Source organism: Sphingomonas sp. Sphisp66, from assembly GCF_047324325.1.
GTDB lineage: Bacteria > Pseudomonadota > Alphaproteobacteria > Sphingomonadales > Sphingomonadaceae > Sphingomonas.
In genome coordinates this window covers 4,861,400-4,877,410 of record NZ_CP168508.1, presented here as the reverse complement: position 1 = coordinate 4,877,410, position 16,011 = coordinate 4,861,400, and the positions used below count along the sequence as shown (strand labels likewise).

The window sequence follows — 16,011 nt, the reverse complement described above, 5'->3', positions numbered from 1 at the left end:
CACCTCCCTGTTCGGGGCGGCATCCTGCACGATCGTTGCCAATCGGCAACAGAAACCGGCAGTTACATTCCGTCATTGAAACGTCGCGAACTCGTAACGATACCGACGCCAACCCTGCCTAGCGGCTCCCATGGGGGCGGTCCTCCGGCCGCCGGGATGGGAAATGATCATGATCGATGCCTCGCGCCGCCGGCTGCGCCAAAGCCATGCTTTTGCTCTTCTGACGGCTTCGGCCGCGCTGGTCGCGCTCACGCCCGCCGCGCATGCGCAGGACAGCACCGCGGTCGCCGCGGACGATAGCGGCGCCACCGGCGAGAGCAGCGACATCGTCGTGGTCGGCAGCGGCCAGACCCGTTCGGTCTCGACCCTGCTGCCGTCGAACCTCGACACGCTGCCGCCCGGCACCAGCGTGCAGAAGGCGCTCAACTTCCTGCCGGGCGTGATGGCCCAGTCGATCGACGCGCTCGGCGTCAACGAGCAGTCGCTCTCGCTCCAGGTGCGCGGCTTCAACACCACCCATCTCGGCTATTCGCTGGACGGCATGCCGCTCGGCGACGGCGCCTACAACAATTACAACGGCCTCACGATCAGCCGCGCGCTGATCTCGGAGAATCTCGGCCGCGCCGACCTCGCCACCGGGATCGCCGGCCTCGCCATCCCCTCGACCAGCAATCTGGGCGGCGCGCTCACCTATGTCAGCCGCGACCCGAGCAAGGACGCGGCGCTGGCGGTCAGCCAGACCCTGGGCAGCGAGAGCAGCCTGCGCACCTTCGTCCGCCTCGACACCGGCGAGCATGGCGGCTTCTCCGCCTATGTCTCGGGCCAGTATGTCGAGCAGGACCTGTTCGTGAACCAGCCGGCTTACAACAAGTCGACCGGCAAGCAGCTCAACGCCAAGGTCCAGTACAAGGCGGACGGCATCAAGATCACTGCCTTCGCCGATGTCTCGCGCACCAACCAGGCCGACGACGCCTATCTGTCGAAGGACATGCTGAACCGCCTGGGCTGGGACTGGGGCGGCTATGCGCCGAACTGGCAGGCCTATGTCGGCGTCGCCGCCTGCACGGTGACCACCACCCCGTTCAAGTGCGCCGCCGCGCCTGCACCGACGAAGAATGCCGACGTCACCTTCACCAACGGTCAGATCCTGCGCGACGACAACCTGTTCTACCTGTCGGGCGATTTCGAGCTGGCCAAGGGCCTCAGCGTCCACACCCAGGTCTACCACCACAATGACAAGGGCGCCGGCAACAACTTCATCACCGGCCTGTCCAACCAGGGCACTTCGACCACCGCGGACGACGTGCCGGTGCAGATCCGCGACACCCGCTACACGATCGACCGCACCGGCGTGCTCGCCAGCCTGAACTGGCAGGTCGCCTTCAACGAGTTCCAGGCCGGCCTGTGGGTCGAGGACAATAGCAGCAGCGCCGCGCGCTACATCTGGACCAACGTCACCGGCCCGTTCAGCCTCGCCCAGTATCTGAGGGGCCAGCCGAACACCGCGCAATGGGTGCAGGAGACCCACTGGAAGACCCAGCAGTTCTTCGTCCAGGACACGGTGCGCCTGTTCGACGATGCGCTGAGCGTCGATTTCGGCTTCAAGAGCACCTATTCCAGGTCGGACGCCCGGGCGATCCGCGGCATCGCCGCCTCGGCCCCGCCGGCCTCGAGCCAGTTCGCCAGCGGCGTGCTGGTCGCCAAGGACAATTTCCTCCCCGAGATCGGCGTCCACTGGAACGTCGCGCCGGGCCATGAGCTGTTCGCCAGCTATGCCGAGAACATGGCGATGTTCCAGGGTGGCTTCAAACTCGGCCCGCAGTCGGTGTCGCAGGCGGTGTGGGACGCGCAGGGCAAGTATCTGAAGCCCGAGACCTCGAAGAGCGTCGAGGGCGGCTATCGCTATGTCAGCGGCCCGCTCCAGGTCGCGCTGTCGGGCTATTATGTGAAGTTCGACAACCGCCTGCTCCAGTACAATCCCTGCCCGACCAACCAGCAGCAGAACCCGGGCTGCGGCAACAGCTTCCACAATGCCGGCAGCGTCACCAGCAAGGGCGCCGAGCTCGGCGTGCTGTGGAAGGCGGCGCCCTGGCTGAGCTGGTACAATTCGGCCTCGTACAACAAGTCGACCTATGACGAGAATCTCAACTGGTGTACCACGACTTGCGTGGTCAAGCTGACCGCCGGCAAGCAGCAGGTGGACACGCCCAAGACGATGCTCGCCAGCGTGCTGACCGTGAACAAGAGCGGCTTCTCGGCCTCGCTCCAGGGCAAGTACACCGGCCGCCGCTACTATACCTACACCAACGACCAGAGCTTCGGTGCCGTCACCACCTTCGATCTCGGCCTCAGCTATGATTACGGCTCCTTCGCCTATGTGCAGGACCTCAAGCTGTCGCTGAACGTCACCAACCTGACCAACAAGCGCTACGCGTCGAACTTCGACAGCAGCGTTTTCGCGCCGGACGATGCGGCGGGCACCGTGCTGGTGTTCCACTCGTCCGCCCCGCGCCAGGCGTTCGTCACGCTCAGCGCCGGCTTCTGAGCCGCAGTGCTGCGCAAAAAGGAAAGGCCGGGGTTCACGCCCCGGCCTTTTTCGTTTCCAGGTTCGATCGAAATCCTCCCCCGCCAGGGGGAGGTGGCGCGCATAGCGCGACGGAGGGGGAGGTAATCAAACCGATAGTTGGTCGCTTGCCTCCCCCTCCGTCAGCCTTTGGCTGACACCTCCCCTTGCGGGGGAGGATAGGGCTAGCTCACAAAATCCCCTTCTCCGCCGGCTCCTGCCACCAGGCATCGTGCAGCCCGTCGGCATAGTTGATCGGCGCCGCCTCCAGCTCCTCCAGCGGCACGTCGTCGAGGCACAGCACCTGTACCGAGACGAACGCCCCGCCGATCGCCTCGACATAGCCGGTGCCGAACGGGGCGATGCCGCACTTGCTGCAGAAGCGGTGGTGCCCGCTCTTCGTGCCGAACTGATATTCGCCCAGCGCTTCCTCACCCGAGAGCAGCCGGAACTGCTCGGGCTTGAGCAGCGCCCCCCAGTTGCGGCGCTTGCGGCAATAGGTGCAGTTGCACTTGCCGGTGCCCGCGGCGAGATCGATGTCCGCCTCGAAGGTCACCGCGCCGCAGTGGCAGCTGCCATGATAGGTCTTGGTCGTCATTTCCTGGCTCCCGTTTGATCTGACGGGACTCGACCTACTGCCATGCTGCTGCCAGCATGGTGTCAGCAGCATGGCAGTAGGAGTTGCGGTGCCGGCCGACGGGCCGGTGCCGCCAGGGATAAAGCAATGCGGAAAGCAGACCGCCTCTTCCAGATCGTCCAGATCCTGCGCCGGAGCACGCGCCCGATCACCGCCGACGCGATCGCCGCCGAGCTCGAGACCTCGAAGCGCTCGGTCTATCGCGACATCGCCGCGCTGATCGGCCAGCGCGTGCCCATCCGCGGCGAGGCGGGCGTCGGCTATGTCCTCGAAAGCGGCTTCGACCTGCCGCCGCTGATGCTGACCGCCGACGAGATCGACGCAGTCGCATTGGGCGCCACCTGGGTCGCCGGCCATGCAGACGAGGGCCTAGGCCGCGCCGCCACCGACCTGCTCGCCAAGATCGCCGCGGTGCTGCCCGAGGAGATGCGCCCCTTCCTCGGCAATCCCGCCGCCCGCGCCGTGCCTGCCTGGGACCGGCCGGTCGACGGCATCGACGCCGCCCAGCTGCGCGCCTGGATCCGCGCCGGCCGCAAACTGCGCCTCGACTATGCCGATGGCGAAGGCCGTGCGACCCAGCGGGTGATCTGGCCGCTGATGATCGGCTATGCCGATACCACCCGCGTCGTCGTCGCCTGGTGCGAGCTGCGCACCGGCTTCCGCACCTTCCGCCTCGACCGCATCGCCGCCGCGGCCTTCCTCGACGACATGATCCCCGGCAGCACCGCGCAGCTCCGGGCGCGCTGGCTCAAGGAAGTGCGGGAGCGGGGCCAGGACTGACCCTCTCATATCCATCATCGTCATCCCCGCGAAGGCGGGGATCCAGGGTAGCTCGGGTAGAGGCTGGAATCATACCGATGGCTGCCGGAAATGTTCGGGACCCGCCTTACGCTTGCCGCCCTTGGCTCTGGATCCCCGCCTTCGCGGGGATGACGATCTTAAAACCTTCCTCGGGCATCCCCTAGAACGTCACCACCACGCTATCCGCCGAAATCTCTGCCGGCCCGTGATACACCGCCTCGATGTTGTTCCCGTCCGGATCGATCAGGAACGCGCCGTAATAGCCCGGATGATAGGGCCGCTCGCCCGGCGCGCCGTTGTCCTCACCACCCGCCGCCAGCCCTTCGGCATGGAAGCGGTCCACCATCGCCCGGTCCTTCGCCTGGAAGGCGATGTGGTGCCTGCCGGTGAGCTTGCCCGCCGCCGCCTCGCTGTCCGCGGTCGAGATGAACAGCTCGTCCGCCCAGAAATAGTCGTCGCCCTCGCCGGCGATCGGCACGCCGATCACTTCGAACACCGTGCCGTAGAAGCGCCGGCTCGCCGCCAGGTCGCGCACGACGAGCTGGATATGGTCGATCAATCGTCCGCGATGCAGTTCCATGGCAAGCGCTCCTCTTTGCCAAAGGCAACCGGCAGCGCGCACGAGAGGTTCCCTGCACTTGCATGCAGGTCCGCCCTGCGCTAACACTGAACCATATGGTTCACTATTCCGCCGCCACGCGCCTCGACGCTTCCTTCGCCGCCCTGTCGGACGCCACGCGGCGCGGCGTGCTCGAGCAGCTCGCCTGGGCCGAGGCGTCGATCACCGACCTTGCCGAGCGCTTCCACATGACCCTCACCGGCATGAAGAAGCATGTCGGGGTGCTCGAGCGCGCCGGGCTGGTCGTCACCGAGAAGGTCGGCCGCGTGCGCACCTGCCGGCTCGGCGCCCAGGGCCTTGCCGAGGAAGCGGGCTGGATCGCCAACTACCATCAGCGCTGGCACGCCCGCTTCGACGCGCTGGACGACGTGATCGCCGAACTCAAAGCCATGGAGAACAAGGATGAGCCTGAACGCCACTGACCTCGGCGCCACCAGGGTGGAGCGCATCTCGGACACCGAAGTGGCGGCATCCCGCCTCTTCGACGCCCCGCCGCACCTCGTCTGGCGAGCATGGACCACCCCCGAGCTGTTCCAGCGCTGGTGGGCGCCCCGCTCGATGGGCGTGCCGATGCACGTCCGCGAGCTCGATGTCCGGGTCGGCGGCGGCTACCGCATCGAGTTCGACGGCGAAGGCGGCCAGGTCTGGGCGTTCTTCGGCAAATATCTCGAAGTCGAGCCGAACCAACGCATCGTCTGGACCAACGAGGAAGGCGGCGATACCGGCCCGATCTCCTCGGTCACCTTCGAAGAACAGGACGGCAAGACGCTGGTGACCTTCCAGGAACGCTATCCGTCGAAGGAAGCGCTCGACCAAGGCATCGGCGCCGCGGAAGGCCTGCCCGAGCAGTTCGCCCAGCTGGCGGAGCTGCTGGGGGAGATGGACTGAGCGCCATCGACATACTGCACTGATCCCCGGCGAAGGCCGGGGCCCAGTTGCAATGTCGTTCGTGAGGTTCCTGCGCCATCGATAATGCGCCGAAACTGGGCCCCGGCCTTCGCGGTGGAAGCTTAAAATGCAACGCAGGCAGGAACACCCGATGCTCGGACACCAGCGGCGTACCTAAACAAGCGACTGGAATTGGGCCGATTTCTGACTGGCGGCTTTCAACGGATCGTTCGGATAAGCCGACTGTCCGCTGCCCCCTGCGCGAGCGCGCCGCGCTCGAACAAGTTTTCTGGGGCCGCTCGTCGGCGGGTTCTGGTCGTCTTTCCGGGAACAATGACCGGCACATGGCCGATCAAATCAGGATGTCCGACAGGTCGAGGCTGACCACGTCCATCACCTTGATGAAACCCCCGTTGAAATACAGTTCGGCATTGCCATCGACATAATAGATCTGGAGGCCGCCATTGTCGGGATTACCGGCCTCCGTTCCGCGCAGATCGATCACGTCGTTGTCGCCCGCCTCCTGCCCGAAATCCCAGATGATGTCCGAACCTGAAAGACCGTTGAAGACGAAGCGATCATCGCCGCCCCCGCCCCAGAACTCGTCATTCCCCGCACCCCCGTCGAGTGAGTCGCTGCCGCCTGCAGCCACGCCGTCCCCCGATGCACCATCGCCGTAAAGCTTGTCGTTGCCGCGGCCGCCTTTGAGCACGTCGTTTCCGCCGTGCCCGCCAAAGGCGATCACCGCGGCATCGCCATAAAGCGTGTCGTCGCCGTCGCCGCCGGAGAGGCGGTCATTGGCGCCACGGCTGCCGGCGCCTATGGTGCCAACATCGCCATAGAGCGTGTCGTTGCCGAGCTCACCGTAGAGCGCATCGCTCTGCCAGCCGCCGAAGATCGCGTCGTCACCCGCGCCGCCATAGAGCGAATCCTCCCCCTTGTCGCCGAGCACCAGATCCGCGCCAAAGCCGGCGAAGATCGCGTCCGCCCCCTTGCCGCCGCTGATCTGATCGTCCCCGAAGCCGCCGGTGAGTCGGTCATTGCCGCTGGTGCCGGCGATTGTGTCCGACGGCGGCGGGCCGTCCACTGCGAAGAGTTGCACCTTGATCCCGCCGTCCGATCCGATAGCGCCCTCGTCGCCCGTCCATGCAACCGCGAAGCGATCGCCACCCAGGCTGGTGACGCTCGGCCCCTCCGCGTTGATGGAAGAGGGCGCGTTGACCTGGAATTCTTCGTCCAGGCGCGCACCCTCCGTATCGAACACCTGCGCGCGGATCGTCGCAGTTGGCGCGGGAACGCCAGGCGATTCCGCGCCGTCCTGCCAGACCACAACAAAGCGCCCGTCGGAGAGCGCGGCGACATCAGGGTTGTATTGGTCGGCCGCAATCTCGCTGTTCACCGTGAAGGCGTCACCGATTGGCTGGCCGTTGGGATCGAAGATACGTGCCCTGACCTCGGAGCCAGGGTCGTTCACCGGATCGCTACCGAACTCCCCATCTCGCCAGACCACGACGAAATTGCCGTTGGACAGCAGTGCGATCGAAGGATCCGGCCTTCCGCCTGCTGCCTCGCCAATTTCGAATGGAGTGACGCCCTGTCCGTCGCGCTGGCGGATCTGGCCGTAGAAGACGGTCTCGCCGCCCTCCATCGCGTGCTCTTCGTCCCTGTAACCGTACCAGGTTACGACGAAACTTGTGTTGGACAGGGTGGCGACCGCCTTGGTGTCGACGCTGCTGTCCCAGCCATATGAAAAATTGGACCACAGTGCGCCCGTGGGCGACCGCACTTCGCCCTCGCCATTATTTTCGCCGCTCCACACCGTCACGACGCCGCCATCGGGGAAGGAGGCGACTTGCGGGTTGCGATGATAATAGTCGTAATCAGTCAGATACTCAGGTCCTGCCGGTGCACCATTCACGTCAAGATACTGCGTGTTCACCGATGTGCCCGGCAGGCTGTTTTCCTCGCCACTGCTATAGGCGACTACGAAGCTGCCATCAGGCCGCGCCGTCACGGTCGGGCTGAACTGCGCATCGGTGGTGATCGCGTTGACACGAAATTCCTCGGCGATCGCGTGTCCCGGCAACAGGGCTCGCGCCTGGATCTCGAAATCGAGATCATTCGTATCATCGGGCCGGAATTCGCTGCGCCAGACAATGGTGAAGCCGCCATCAGCAGTACCCGCGATGTGGCTGAATTTTGTGTTCCGTAGGTATTGCCGGTATTGACGAGGAACTCGCTGCCAATCCTGAATGGCATAACCCTCACTCCTGTTTCCGCCGGTCGCCAGTGCGCGGCCCGGCACCGCGCCCCCGGATCAGAACAGTGCCCAGCCTTCTTATCGGGTTCGTGCGCGCTTTGGCAGAAGCGTCGGCCATGAATGAGCCACACCGCCCGCTTTTCGGGATCGGTCAAGCATTAGGTAGCGGATACAGAACTGCGGTGCGTTTCTCTCGCCCCGCAGCTCTCCTTGCCTCCCGACGGTCCGATCGGCGACTGATCCTCGGACTTCGCGGCACCGCAAAAAGAACTATATGTCCGCTGTTTCCACAGCTTGCTTTCAATTTGGAGTATACGGTCGCTCCAATTGAGCCGGCGCTCCGAATGGCCGAGAATGGGGCGCATACCGGCCATGTCCGCATTCCAATAGAAGCCCCCCTAATCCCCCGCAAACCCGAACGGCGTGACCCCGCTCTCGCGCTCGTTCGCCAGCGCCGCGCGTCCCGCAGGCGGGGCGGAGCGTTGCGGGCAGTCCGGCCGGGTGCAGGCGCGGCAGCCCAGCCCCACCGGCACCGCCTCCCCGGCCAGGTCGACCCCGCGCGCCGCCGACAGTGCCCGCGCCTCGGCCGCCGCCAGCCCGACGCCCAGAGCGAAGCGCGCCTTCACCCCCTGCGCGCCCTGCGGCGTCCGCGCGCGGGAAAGCGTGAACCAGCGCCCGCCCTCCTCGGTCTCGACCAGCTGGGCCAGCGTCTCGTCCGCCCGCCCGAACGCCTCGGTCAGATTCCATAACGGGCACAGCCCCGGCCCCTCGACCAGAGGCGAACCGCTCGCCCCGGCGAAGCGCTTCGAGACCTGCCCCGCCCGGTCGGTCCGGATCAGGAAGAAGGGCAGCCCCCGCGCACCGACCCGCTGCAGCGTGGTCAGCCGGTGCGCCACCTGCTCGAAGCTCGCCCCGAAGCGGCGCTGGAGCAGTTCCAGGTCATAGCCGCTCGCCTCGCACGCGCGCAGGAACCGGCCATAGGGCATCACCAGCGCCGCGGCGAAATAGCCGACCAGGTGCCGCGCGTAGAGCCGCTCGCCCGCGCGATCGAGCCCCGCGCCGCGCACCAGCGCGTCGATCTCGCCCCGCGCCTCCTGCGACAGCCGCTCGGCCAGCGCGAAGGTCCGGCCGGGCACATCGAGCAGCTCGGAAAGCTGGATCTGGCGCGCATGCAGGTCGAGCCGCTTGAGCAGTCCCGGCATCACGTCCGCCGGCAGGATGCGCACCGACAATTGATGCTTCACCCGCAGCCGCTCGGCCATCGCGCCATAGGGATCGCCGGCGGTCTGGCGCAGTTCGTCGGCCAGCGCCTCGGCCACTGCGTCGAGATCGGCGAAATGGTTGCGCCAGCGTTCGATCTCCCGGCGGACCTGCCGGCCGGGATCGCCCGCGCCCGTCTCCGCCACCGGCCCGCCGGCACTGATCCGGTCATAGGCCCGCGCGAACGCCTCCGCCCCGCCCGGCGCGCCCGCCAGCCATTCCTCCATCTGCTGCCGATCGATCTCGAGATCGGCGAACAACGGATCGGCCAGCCGCCGCCGCAGTGCCTCCATTCCGCCGCCCGGCTCGGCCGCGGCGAGCTTGCGCGGATCGAAGTCGTACACCTCCGACAGCCGCAGCATCAGCATCGCAGATACCGGCCGCTGGTTGCGCTCGACCAGGTTGAGATAGCTCGCCGACACCCCCAGCGCCTCGGCCATCGCCGCCTGGGTCAGCGCCAGCTGCCGCCGCAGCCGGCGGACGGCGTGTCCCGCAAAGAGCTTCTGTTCGGCCATCATCGTCCTTCATTCCCTCTCCCTTCCAAGGGAGAGGGAGGGAGCCGACAAAGTCGGCGGAAGGGTGAGGGTGAGCGGGATGCAACACCCAAATCACCCTCACCCGGCTCAGCTTCGCTTCGCCACCCTCTCCCTTGGAAGGGAGAGGGTTGGGGCTGTCCTACACGCCGCGTTCCCGATACGTTCGCCTCAACCGAGTCGAACCTTGTTGTAAATAATTTACACCCTTTCAACCCAAGCGAAAGCCCACGCAACACCCCAACCCTCGCAAGGCCATTCTCCGGCTATCAACATACTCAACGAATCCGCACACAGACTTGGCAATCCAGTCAAGGAAATGACAATGTCGACCCGCTTCGAAGACCTGATCCCCGCCCCGACCGGCCGGTTCGACGGCATTGTCCGTCCGTACTCGCCGGAGGACGTCCAGCGGCTGCGCGGCTCGCTTGCGGTCGAGCATACCCTGGCCCGCCGCGGCGCGCTCAAGCTGTGGGAGCTGCTCCAGACCGAGGATTACATCAACGCCCTGGGCGCGCTTTCCGGCAACCAGGCGATGCAGATGGTCCGCGCCGGGCTCAAGGCGATCTACCTCTCCGGCTGGCAGGTCGCGGCGGATGCCAACACCGCCGGCCAGATGTACCCCGACCAGTCGCTCTACCCCGCCAATGCCGGCCCAGAGCTGGCGAAGCGGATCAACGCCACGCTCCAGCGCGCCGACCAGATCGAGCATATGGAAGGCGGCGCCCAGCGCGACTGGTTCATGCCGATCGTCGCCGATGCCGAGGCCGGCTTCGGCGGCCCGCTCAACTGCTTCGAGATCATGAAGGCCTATATCGCCGCAGGCGCCGCCGGGGTGCACTATGAAGACCAGCTCGCCTCGGAAAAGAAGTGCGGGCACCTCGGCGGCAAGGTGCTGATCCCCACTCAGGCGCATATCCGCAACCTCGATGCGGCGCGGCTGGCGGCGGACGTCGCCGGCGTGCCGACGGTGATCTGCGCCCGCACCGATGCCGAGAGCGCCAGGCTGATCACCTCGGACGTCGACGAGCGCGACCGCGAGTTCCTCACCGGCGAGCGGACCCCCGAGGGGTTCTTCCGCCTCAAGGATGGCACCGGCGTCGATCACTGCATCAAGCGCGGCCTGGCGTTCGCCGAGCATGCCGACCTGCTGTGGTGGGAGACCTCGAAGCCGAACATGGACGATGCCCGCCGCTTCGCCGAGGCGATCAAGAAGGAATTCCCCAACAAGATGCTGGCGTACAATTGCTCGCCCAGCTTCAACTGGGAGAAGAATCTCGACAAGGACGACATCGCCCGCTTCCAGCGCGAGATCGGCGCGATGGGCTACAAGTTCCAGTTCGTCACCCTCGCCGGCTTCCACCAGCTCAACTACGGCATGTTCGAGCTGGCCCGGGGCTACAAGGATCGCGGCATGGCCGCCTATTCGGAGCTGCAGCAGGCCGAGTTCGCTGCGGAAGAGAATGGCTACACCGCGACCCGCCACCAGCGCGAAGTCGGCACCGGCTATTTCGATGCGATCGCCACCACGCTGGCGGGAGGCTCGAGCAGCACCACCGCGCTGGCCGAGAGCACCGAAGCCGCCCAGTTCGTCACCCAAGCCGCCTGAAACCTGAGAAAGGAGTGATTGCCATGACCGAACCCCAGCGCAGCCGCGCCGTCTTCTCGACCGAGGACTTCCGCCTGATCCGCGACGCGGTCGCCACCCATCTCGAAAAGGTGAAGGATGCACCGGAGAGCGTGAAATACGCCAACCTCTATCACCGCCTGGGCCGCGTGGCCTGAGCCCTCGTCATCCCGGCGAAAGCCGGGATCTCAGGTGAAGGCGCGGGACAGAGCCGCACGAGATCCCGGCTTTCGCCGGGATGACGGATAAGGAGCCGCCGCCTGAAGTACGACTTTCCTGGGGAGGAAAGGATGTCCGCCGAGGGGTCAGCCCTCGGCGGACATTTCCGTGCCTCGGCTAGCGAGCGCGGCGACCCGGGCCTCGTGCTCGGCCTTGCCGAAGGGGAAGAAGCGGTAGAAGCCCGCCGCGGCAAAGGCGAGCACACCGTAGAGGACGAAGAACAGGACCGTCAGCCGGTCCACCGTCGCCAGCGGCACCTGGCCCGGCTTGGCGGCGGCGGGGAAATCGACCAGGTCGAGCAGCAGGCCGGTCGCCCAGATGCCCAGGCCGCTGCAGCATTTCTGGATGAAGAAGGCCCCGGCGAAGAACACCCCCTCGTTGCGCCGCCCGGTCTCGATCTCGGACTGCTCGACGACATCGGCCATCATCGAGGAACCGAGGATCGTCGCCGCGATGCTGCAGGTCACGTTCGCAGCATAGATGGCGAAGAGCGAGGGCAGCAGCCACGGCGAGCCCGGCTCGGGGAACGCCCCAATGAGCCGCAGCACATAGGGCAGCGCCACCCAGAACGCCGCCGCTGCCATCAGCCAGGTCGCGGCGCGGGGCTTGCCGATGCGGCGCGAGATCCGCGGCGCGAGCAGGAAGGCGAAGAAAGCGCCGACCAGCAGCGAGAAGGCGATGATCGTGAAGTCCTGCCCCTCGAAGCGCCAGACATGGGCATAGAGATAGCTCGACAGCGCGAAGCTGACGCCCTGGGCCGAATAATAGCAGAGCCCCGCCGCCATCAGGATCAGGAAGGCCCGGTTGCGCACCGTCTCGCCCAGCTCGGCGAAATGCTTGCCCAGCGACTGGCGCTTCGCAGCCTCGGCGCGGGGCAGCCGCTTGATCTCGCCGTGCGTGCCCGCGGCCGAGACGAGGATGGCGAAGACCATCAGCAGCGCGCTCGCCAGCGCGAAGCCGGGATAGTTCTCCTGTACCAGCTGGCCGTTGGGATGCCCCGGCGAGGGACCGAGCAGCCAGGCATAGGCAAGGATCATCATCCCCAGCCCGCCGGCCCAGCCGAACAGGAAGCGATAGGCCATGATCCGCGTCCGCTCCTCGTAATCTGCGGACAGCTCCGGGGTCAGCGCCTGGCTGGGCACTTCATAGGCGGAGACCGCGGTGCGGACGATCACCGACATGGCGAACACCCAGAGCAGCAGGCCATGCTCGGAAAGCGCGGGCGGGTTCCACAGCAGCAGCCAGCCGATCGCGATGGGAATGGCGGAGGCATACATCCAGGGATGGCGCCGCCCCCAGCGGCTGCGGGTCCGGTCCGAGAGGAAGCCGATCGCCGGGTCGGCCACCGCGTCGAGCAGCAGCGCGCACATGATCGCGAAGCCCACTTCGGTCGCCGGCAGCCCGAGCACCTGGTTGAAATAGAAAAGCAGGAAGGTCGAGAAGCAGAAATCCTTCACCCCGTACGCCACCGTGCCGAAGCCGTAAGCGAGCATGATCGGGGTGCGGATTCGTCGCGCTGCGGGCACTGCCGCCTGGTTGTTCTCCATGCTGTGCACTCCCCTTTGCGACCCGTTGCCGCGCAGCATAGGTGCCGTGCCCAAGCGGTCAACCGGAACAGATTGGAACATCGGGTATGGCTTGCTCAACACCCTGAGAGCGGTATAGCGTCCCGCTTCGAACCTGAGGAACGCACGACTATGGCGCTCGACCCCGAAGTCTTCGAAGCCCTGATCGACACCATCCGCCGCTTCGTCGCCGACCGGCTGCGCCCGCTCGAAGGCGAGGTCGAGGCCGCCGATGCGATCCCCGCCGCGGTCGTCGACGAGATGAAGGCGCTCGGCCTGTTCGGCCTGTCGATCTCGGAGGAATATGGCGGCCTTGGCCTGACCATGCTCGAGGAGTGCAAGGTCGCGATCGAGCTCGGCCGCACCACCCCGGCGTTCCGCTCGTCCTTCGGCACCAATGTCGGCATCGGCTCGCAGGGCCTGGTGATGGCCGGCACCCCCGAGCAGAAGGCCGCGTGGCTGCCGAAGATCGCCAGCGGCGAGATCGTCACCAGCTTCGCCCTGACCGAACCCGATGTCGGCTCGGACAGCGGCGCGGTGAAGACGCGGGCGGTGAAGGATGGCGACGTCTACCGCCTCACCGGCACCAAGCGCTTCATCACCAATGCCGACAAGGCCGAGCTGTTCACCGTCATGGCCCGCACCGGCGACGAACCCGGCGGCCGCGGCGTCTCGGCCTTCCTCGTGCCGCGCGACCTGCCCGGGGTCAGCATCGGCGAGCCCGAGAAGAAGATGGGCCAGAAGGGCGCCCGGGTGGCAGACGTCGTGTTCGACGACACCCCCGTCCCTGCCGCCAACCGGCTCGGTGCCGAGGGCGAAGGCTTCAGGATCGCCATGCAGGTGCTCGACCGCGGCCGGCTCCACATCTCGGCGGTGTGCGTCGGCGTAGCCGAGCGGTTGATCGCCGATTGCGTCGCCTATGCGAGCGAGCGCAAGCAGTTCGGCAAGCCGATCGCCGAGCACCAGCTGATCCAGGCGATGCTGGCGGACTCCAAGACCGAGGCGCTGGCGGCAAAGGCCCTTGTCCTCGAGACCGCCGCCGCCAAGGACGCCGGCAAGAACACCACGATGGAAGCCGCCGCGGCAAAGTATTTCGCCAGCGAGATGGTCGGCCGCGTCGCCGACCGCGCCGTGCAGATCTTCGGCGGCGCCGGCTATATCGCCGATTACGGCATCGAGCGGCTATACCGCGACGTGCGCCTGTTCCGGATCTACGAAGGCACCAGCCAGATCCAGCAACTGATCATCGCCCGCGAGACACTGAAGCGCGGCGGGTAGGAAGAGAGAAACCGTCATCCCGGCGGAAGCCGGGATCTCGTGCGGCTCTTTTCCCGCCATCGCCTGAGATCCCGGCTTTCGCCGGGATGACGAATTTGAAGAATTTGACGAATTCTGGAGAGGATAAAATGGACACCAGCACGCTCTTCCGCCTCGACGGCCGGATCGCACTCGTCACCGGCGGCTCGCGGGGCATCGGCAGGATGATTGCCGCCGGCTATGTCGCCCAGGGCGCCAGGGTCTATGTCTCCTCCCGCAAGGCCGAAGCCTGCGAGGAGACCGCCGCCGAACTCGGGCCCAACTGCATCCCGCTCCCGATGGACGTGTCGACCGTCGCCGGCTGCAAGGCCCTCGCCGCCGCGCTGGCCGAGCGCGAGCAGCGGCTCGACATCCTGGTCAACAATGCCGGCGCCGCCTGGGGCGAGCCGTTCGAGGCCTTCCCCGAAAAGGGCTGGGACAAGGTGATGGACCTCAACGTCAAGTCGCCCTTCTTCCTCACCCAGGCGCTGTTCGACCTGCTCAAGGCCGGCGGTTCGGCGGAGCGTCCGGCCAAGGTGATCAACATCACCTCGATCGACGGCCAGCGCCTAAACCCCTGGGAAACCTACAGCTACCACGCCTCCAAGTCGGCGCTGATCTATTTGACCAAGCGCATGGCCGCGCGGCTGATCCGCGACCATATCAACGTCACCTCGATCGCCCCCGGCGCCTTCGCCAGCGAGATGAACCGCGCCGCCCGCGACCATGGCGGCGAAGTCGCCAAGGCGATCCCGGCAAAGCGCATCGGCGTCGACGAGGACATGGCCGGCACCGCCATCTACCTCGCCAGTCGCGCCGGCGACTATGTCGTGGGCGACACGATCACCGTCGACGGCGGCCTGGTCAACGCCTCGCTGGGGGTGAGCATCGACGGGTAGAAAAGCGCGGGCGATATGATTAAATCATATCCGAGGAGATCGACATGGCCGCCAAGGCAGTGAGCGTGACGTTGGGCGAAATGGCCGAGCGCGCCGAGCAGCATCTTGCCTCGGGCCGCTTCTCCTCGATGAGCGAGGTGGTGCGCGCCGGGCTGCGCGCACTCGACCGGGAAGAGGCCGCGCTCGATTCGCTGATGCGCGCCAGGGTCCAGGAAGCCCTCGAAGACCCGCGCCCCAGCGTCCCGCTGACCGAGGCATTCGCAAGGATCCGCGCGGCGACGACCACCGGGGAATGAGCCACGCGGTCCGGCTCTCCGAGCTTGCGATATCGGATCTCGTCGCACTCCACCGATGGGTCGCCGCAGAAGCGACCCCGGCAATCGCCGACGGGTATATCGACCGAATCGAGACCCGGATCGCCGCGCTCGCCGAGTTTCCGGATCGCGGCACGCCGCGGGACGATCTCGCCCCCGGCCTGCGCACCCTCTCGTTCGAGCGGCGCCTGCTGATCGCCTATCGGATCGATGGCGGGACCGTGCTCGTGCTGCGCGTGATCAGCGCACAGCGCGAGCTGGCCCCCTTCTTGGCTGACCCTGCTTGCAATGTAGGATTTCGCCTGCTGGGCTGAATCAGCCGGCTCCGTGGTCCGCCGCTCTTTGACCCCGTTGGAGAAATAGGATCGCGCGCCCGCAACATTGTTGCGAGATGCGCGCCTCTGGCGGGAATCGTGTCAATTCAAGGTGCGCGAAAGCGCGCTCCTGGCATGAACTTCGTGAACTTTGGCGAGTCGCCCCGCCACACACTGTTGGAACGCGCGCCGGACCGGAATTTCCGGCCCGGCGCC

The 16,011-nt window shown here is 66.4% G+C and carries 15 protein-coding genes; 10 read left to right on the top strand and 5 right to left on the bottom strand.

Annotated features, from left to right (window positions below; all coding sequences use genetic code 11):
* The first annotated feature begins 163 nt into the window (after positions 1-163).
* Entirely contained in the window at positions 164-2,545 is a 2,382-nt protein-coding gene (locus ACEN8G_RS22555) for a TonB-dependent receptor (protein ID WP_413417484.1), read from the top strand.
* Between the two features lie 208 nt (positions 2,546-2,753).
* Here ACEN8G_RS22555 and ACEN8G_RS22550 read toward each other — a convergent pair whose 3' ends face one another.
* Positions 2,754-3,161 carry a GFA family protein gene (locus ACEN8G_RS22550; protein WP_413417482.1) on the bottom strand — a complete coding sequence of 136 codons (408 nt, stop codon included), beginning with the start codon at positions 3,159-3,161 and terminating at the stop codon, positions 2,754-2,756.
* 126 nt (positions 3,162-3,287) lie between these two features.
* On the opposite strand from ACEN8G_RS22550, the gene ACEN8G_RS22545 reads away from it, so the two are divergent.
* The gene (locus ACEN8G_RS22545; RefSeq protein WP_413417480.1) at positions 3,288-3,980 is read left to right on the top strand and encodes a helix-turn-helix transcriptional regulator; all 693 of its coding nucleotides are present in this window, start codon (positions 3,288-3,290) and stop codon (positions 3,978-3,980) included.
* A gap of 181 nt (positions 3,981-4,161) precedes the next feature.
* Here the strand turns inward: ACEN8G_RS22545 and ACEN8G_RS22540 are convergent, their stop codons facing one another.
* The gene (locus ACEN8G_RS22540) at positions 4,162-4,581 is read right to left on the bottom strand and encodes a VOC family protein (protein WP_413417478.1); all 420 of its coding nucleotides are present in this window, start codon (positions 4,579-4,581) and stop codon (positions 4,162-4,164) included.
* Positions 4,582-4,676: 95 nt separating this feature from the next.
* Here ACEN8G_RS22540 and ACEN8G_RS22535 point away from each other — a divergent pair, with 95 nt between their 5' ends.
* Positions 4,677-5,042, top strand: coding sequence for an ArsR/SmtB family transcription factor (locus ACEN8G_RS22535; protein WP_413417476.1), 366 nt, complete (start codon positions 4,677-4,679; stop codon positions 5,040-5,042).
* Positions 5,023-5,508, top strand: a complete 486-nt coding sequence (locus ACEN8G_RS22530) for an SRPBCC family protein (RefSeq protein ID WP_413417474.1) — start codon at positions 5,023-5,025, stop codon at positions 5,506-5,508. Before ACEN8G_RS22535 ends, ACEN8G_RS22530 begins: the two co-directional genes overlap by 20 nt.
* Positions 5,509-5,860: 352 nt before the next feature.
* Here ACEN8G_RS22530 and ACEN8G_RS22525 read toward each other — a convergent pair whose 3' ends face one another.
* Positions 5,861-7,813 (bottom strand): calcium-binding protein, encoded by a 1,953-nt coding sequence (locus ACEN8G_RS22525; protein ID WP_413740697.1) that lies wholly within the window; start codon positions 7,811-7,813, stop codon positions 5,861-5,863.
* A 353-nt stretch (positions 7,814-8,166) separates the two neighbouring features.
* On the bottom strand, positions 8,167-9,543 hold the full coding sequence (locus ACEN8G_RS22520) for a helix-turn-helix domain-containing protein (protein ID WP_413418061.1): 1,377 nt from the start codon (positions 9,541-9,543) through the stop codon (positions 8,167-8,169).
* A 337-nt stretch (positions 9,544-9,880) separates the two neighbouring features.
* Here ACEN8G_RS22520 and aceA point away from each other — a divergent pair, with 337 nt between their 5' ends.
* Both aceA and ACEN8G_RS22510 read left to right on the top strand, forming a co-directional pair.
* Positions 9,881-11,170 (top strand): isocitrate lyase, encoded by a 1,290-nt coding sequence (gene aceA / locus ACEN8G_RS22515; protein WP_413418048.1) that lies wholly within the window; start codon positions 9,881-9,883, stop codon positions 11,168-11,170.
* 23 nt (positions 11,171-11,193) lie between these two features.
* Entirely contained in the window at positions 11,194-11,346 is a 153-nt protein-coding gene (locus tag ACEN8G_RS22510; protein WP_180147184.1) for a hypothetical protein, read from the top strand.
* Positions 11,347-11,493: 147 nt separating this feature from the next.
* Here ACEN8G_RS22510 and ACEN8G_RS22505 read toward each other — a convergent pair whose 3' ends face one another.
* Positions 11,494-12,954 (bottom strand): MFS transporter, encoded by a 1,461-nt coding sequence (locus ACEN8G_RS22505; protein WP_413418051.1) that lies wholly within the window; start codon positions 12,952-12,954, stop codon positions 11,494-11,496.
* Between the two features lie 150 nt (positions 12,955-13,104).
* On the opposite strand from ACEN8G_RS22505, the gene ACEN8G_RS22500 reads away from it, so the two are divergent.
* The 4 genes from ACEN8G_RS22500 to ACEN8G_RS22485 all read left to right on the top strand — a co-directional run bounded on the left by ACEN8G_RS22500 (position 13,105) and on the right by ACEN8G_RS22485 (position 15,795).
* Positions 13,105-14,250 (top strand): acyl-CoA dehydrogenase family protein, encoded by a 1,146-nt coding sequence (locus ACEN8G_RS22500; protein ID WP_413418053.1) that lies wholly within the window; start codon positions 13,105-13,107, stop codon positions 14,248-14,250.
* A gap of 128 nt (positions 14,251-14,378) precedes the next feature.
* Positions 14,379-15,167 carry an SDR family oxidoreductase gene (locus ACEN8G_RS22495; RefSeq protein WP_413418055.1) on the top strand — a complete coding sequence of 263 codons (789 nt, stop codon included), beginning with the start codon at positions 14,379-14,381 and terminating at the stop codon, positions 15,165-15,167.
* Between the two features lie 44 nt (positions 15,168-15,211).
* The gene (locus tag ACEN8G_RS22490; protein WP_413418057.1) at positions 15,212-15,463 is read left to right on the top strand and encodes a type II toxin-antitoxin system ParD family antitoxin; all 252 of its coding nucleotides are present in this window, start codon (positions 15,212-15,214) and stop codon (positions 15,461-15,463) included.
* Positions 15,460-15,795, top strand: coding sequence for a type II toxin-antitoxin system RelE/ParE family toxin (locus ACEN8G_RS22485; protein ID WP_413418059.1), 336 nt, complete (start codon positions 15,460-15,462; stop codon positions 15,793-15,795). Before ACEN8G_RS22490 ends, ACEN8G_RS22485 begins: the two co-directional genes overlap by 4 nt.
* The last annotated feature ends 216 nt before the right edge of the window (positions 15,796-16,011 follow it).

What these genes read in the sequence shown, in the direction of transcription:
- ACEN8G_RS22555 (WP_413417484.1), top strand. Translation starts at nt 164, where the DNA reads ATGATCATGATCGATGCCTCGCGCCGCCGGCTGCGCCAAAGCCATGCT.
- ACEN8G_RS22550 (WP_413417482.1), bottom strand. Translation starts at nt 3,161, where the DNA reads ATGACGACCAAGACCTATCATGGCAGCTGCCACTGCGGCGCGGTGACC.
- ACEN8G_RS22545 (WP_413417480.1), top strand. Translation starts at nt 3,288, where the DNA reads ATGCGGAAAGCAGACCGCCTCTTCCAGATCGTCCAGATCCTGCGCCGG.
- ACEN8G_RS22540 (WP_413417478.1), bottom strand. Translation starts at nt 4,581, where the DNA reads ATGGAACTGCATCGCGGACGATTGATCGACCATATCCAGCTCGTCGTG.
- ACEN8G_RS22535 (WP_413417476.1), top strand. Translation starts at nt 4,677, where the DNA reads ATGGTTCACTATTCCGCCGCCACGCGCCTCGACGCTTCCTTCGCCGCC.
- ACEN8G_RS22530 (WP_413417474.1), top strand. Translation starts at nt 5,023, where the DNA reads ATGAGCCTGAACGCCACTGACCTCGGCGCCACCAGGGTGGAGCGCATC.
- ACEN8G_RS22520 (WP_413418061.1), bottom strand. Translation starts at nt 9,543, where the DNA reads ATGGCCGAACAGAAGCTCTTTGCGGGACACGCCGTCCGCCGGCTGCGG.
- aceA (WP_413418048.1), top strand. Translation starts at nt 9,881, where the DNA reads ATGACAATGTCGACCCGCTTCGAAGACCTGATCCCCGCCCCGACCGGC.
- ACEN8G_RS22510 (WP_180147184.1), top strand. Translation starts at nt 11,194, where the DNA reads ATGACCGAACCCCAGCGCAGCCGCGCCGTCTTCTCGACCGAGGACTTC.
- ACEN8G_RS22505 (WP_413418051.1), bottom strand. Translation starts at nt 12,954, where the DNA reads ATGGAGAACAACCAGGCGGCAGTGCCCGCAGCGCGACGAATCCGCACC.
- ACEN8G_RS22500 (WP_413418053.1), top strand. Translation starts at nt 13,105, where the DNA reads ATGGCGCTCGACCCCGAAGTCTTCGAAGCCCTGATCGACACCATCCGC.
- ACEN8G_RS22495 (WP_413418055.1), top strand. Translation starts at nt 14,379, where the DNA reads ATGGACACCAGCACGCTCTTCCGCCTCGACGGCCGGATCGCACTCGTC.
- ACEN8G_RS22490 (WP_413418057.1), top strand. Translation starts at nt 15,212, where the DNA reads ATGGCCGCCAAGGCAGTGAGCGTGACGTTGGGCGAAATGGCCGAGCGC.
- ACEN8G_RS22485 (WP_413418059.1), top strand. Translation starts at nt 15,460, where the DNA reads ATGAGCCACGCGGTCCGGCTCTCCGAGCTTGCGATATCGGATCTCGTC.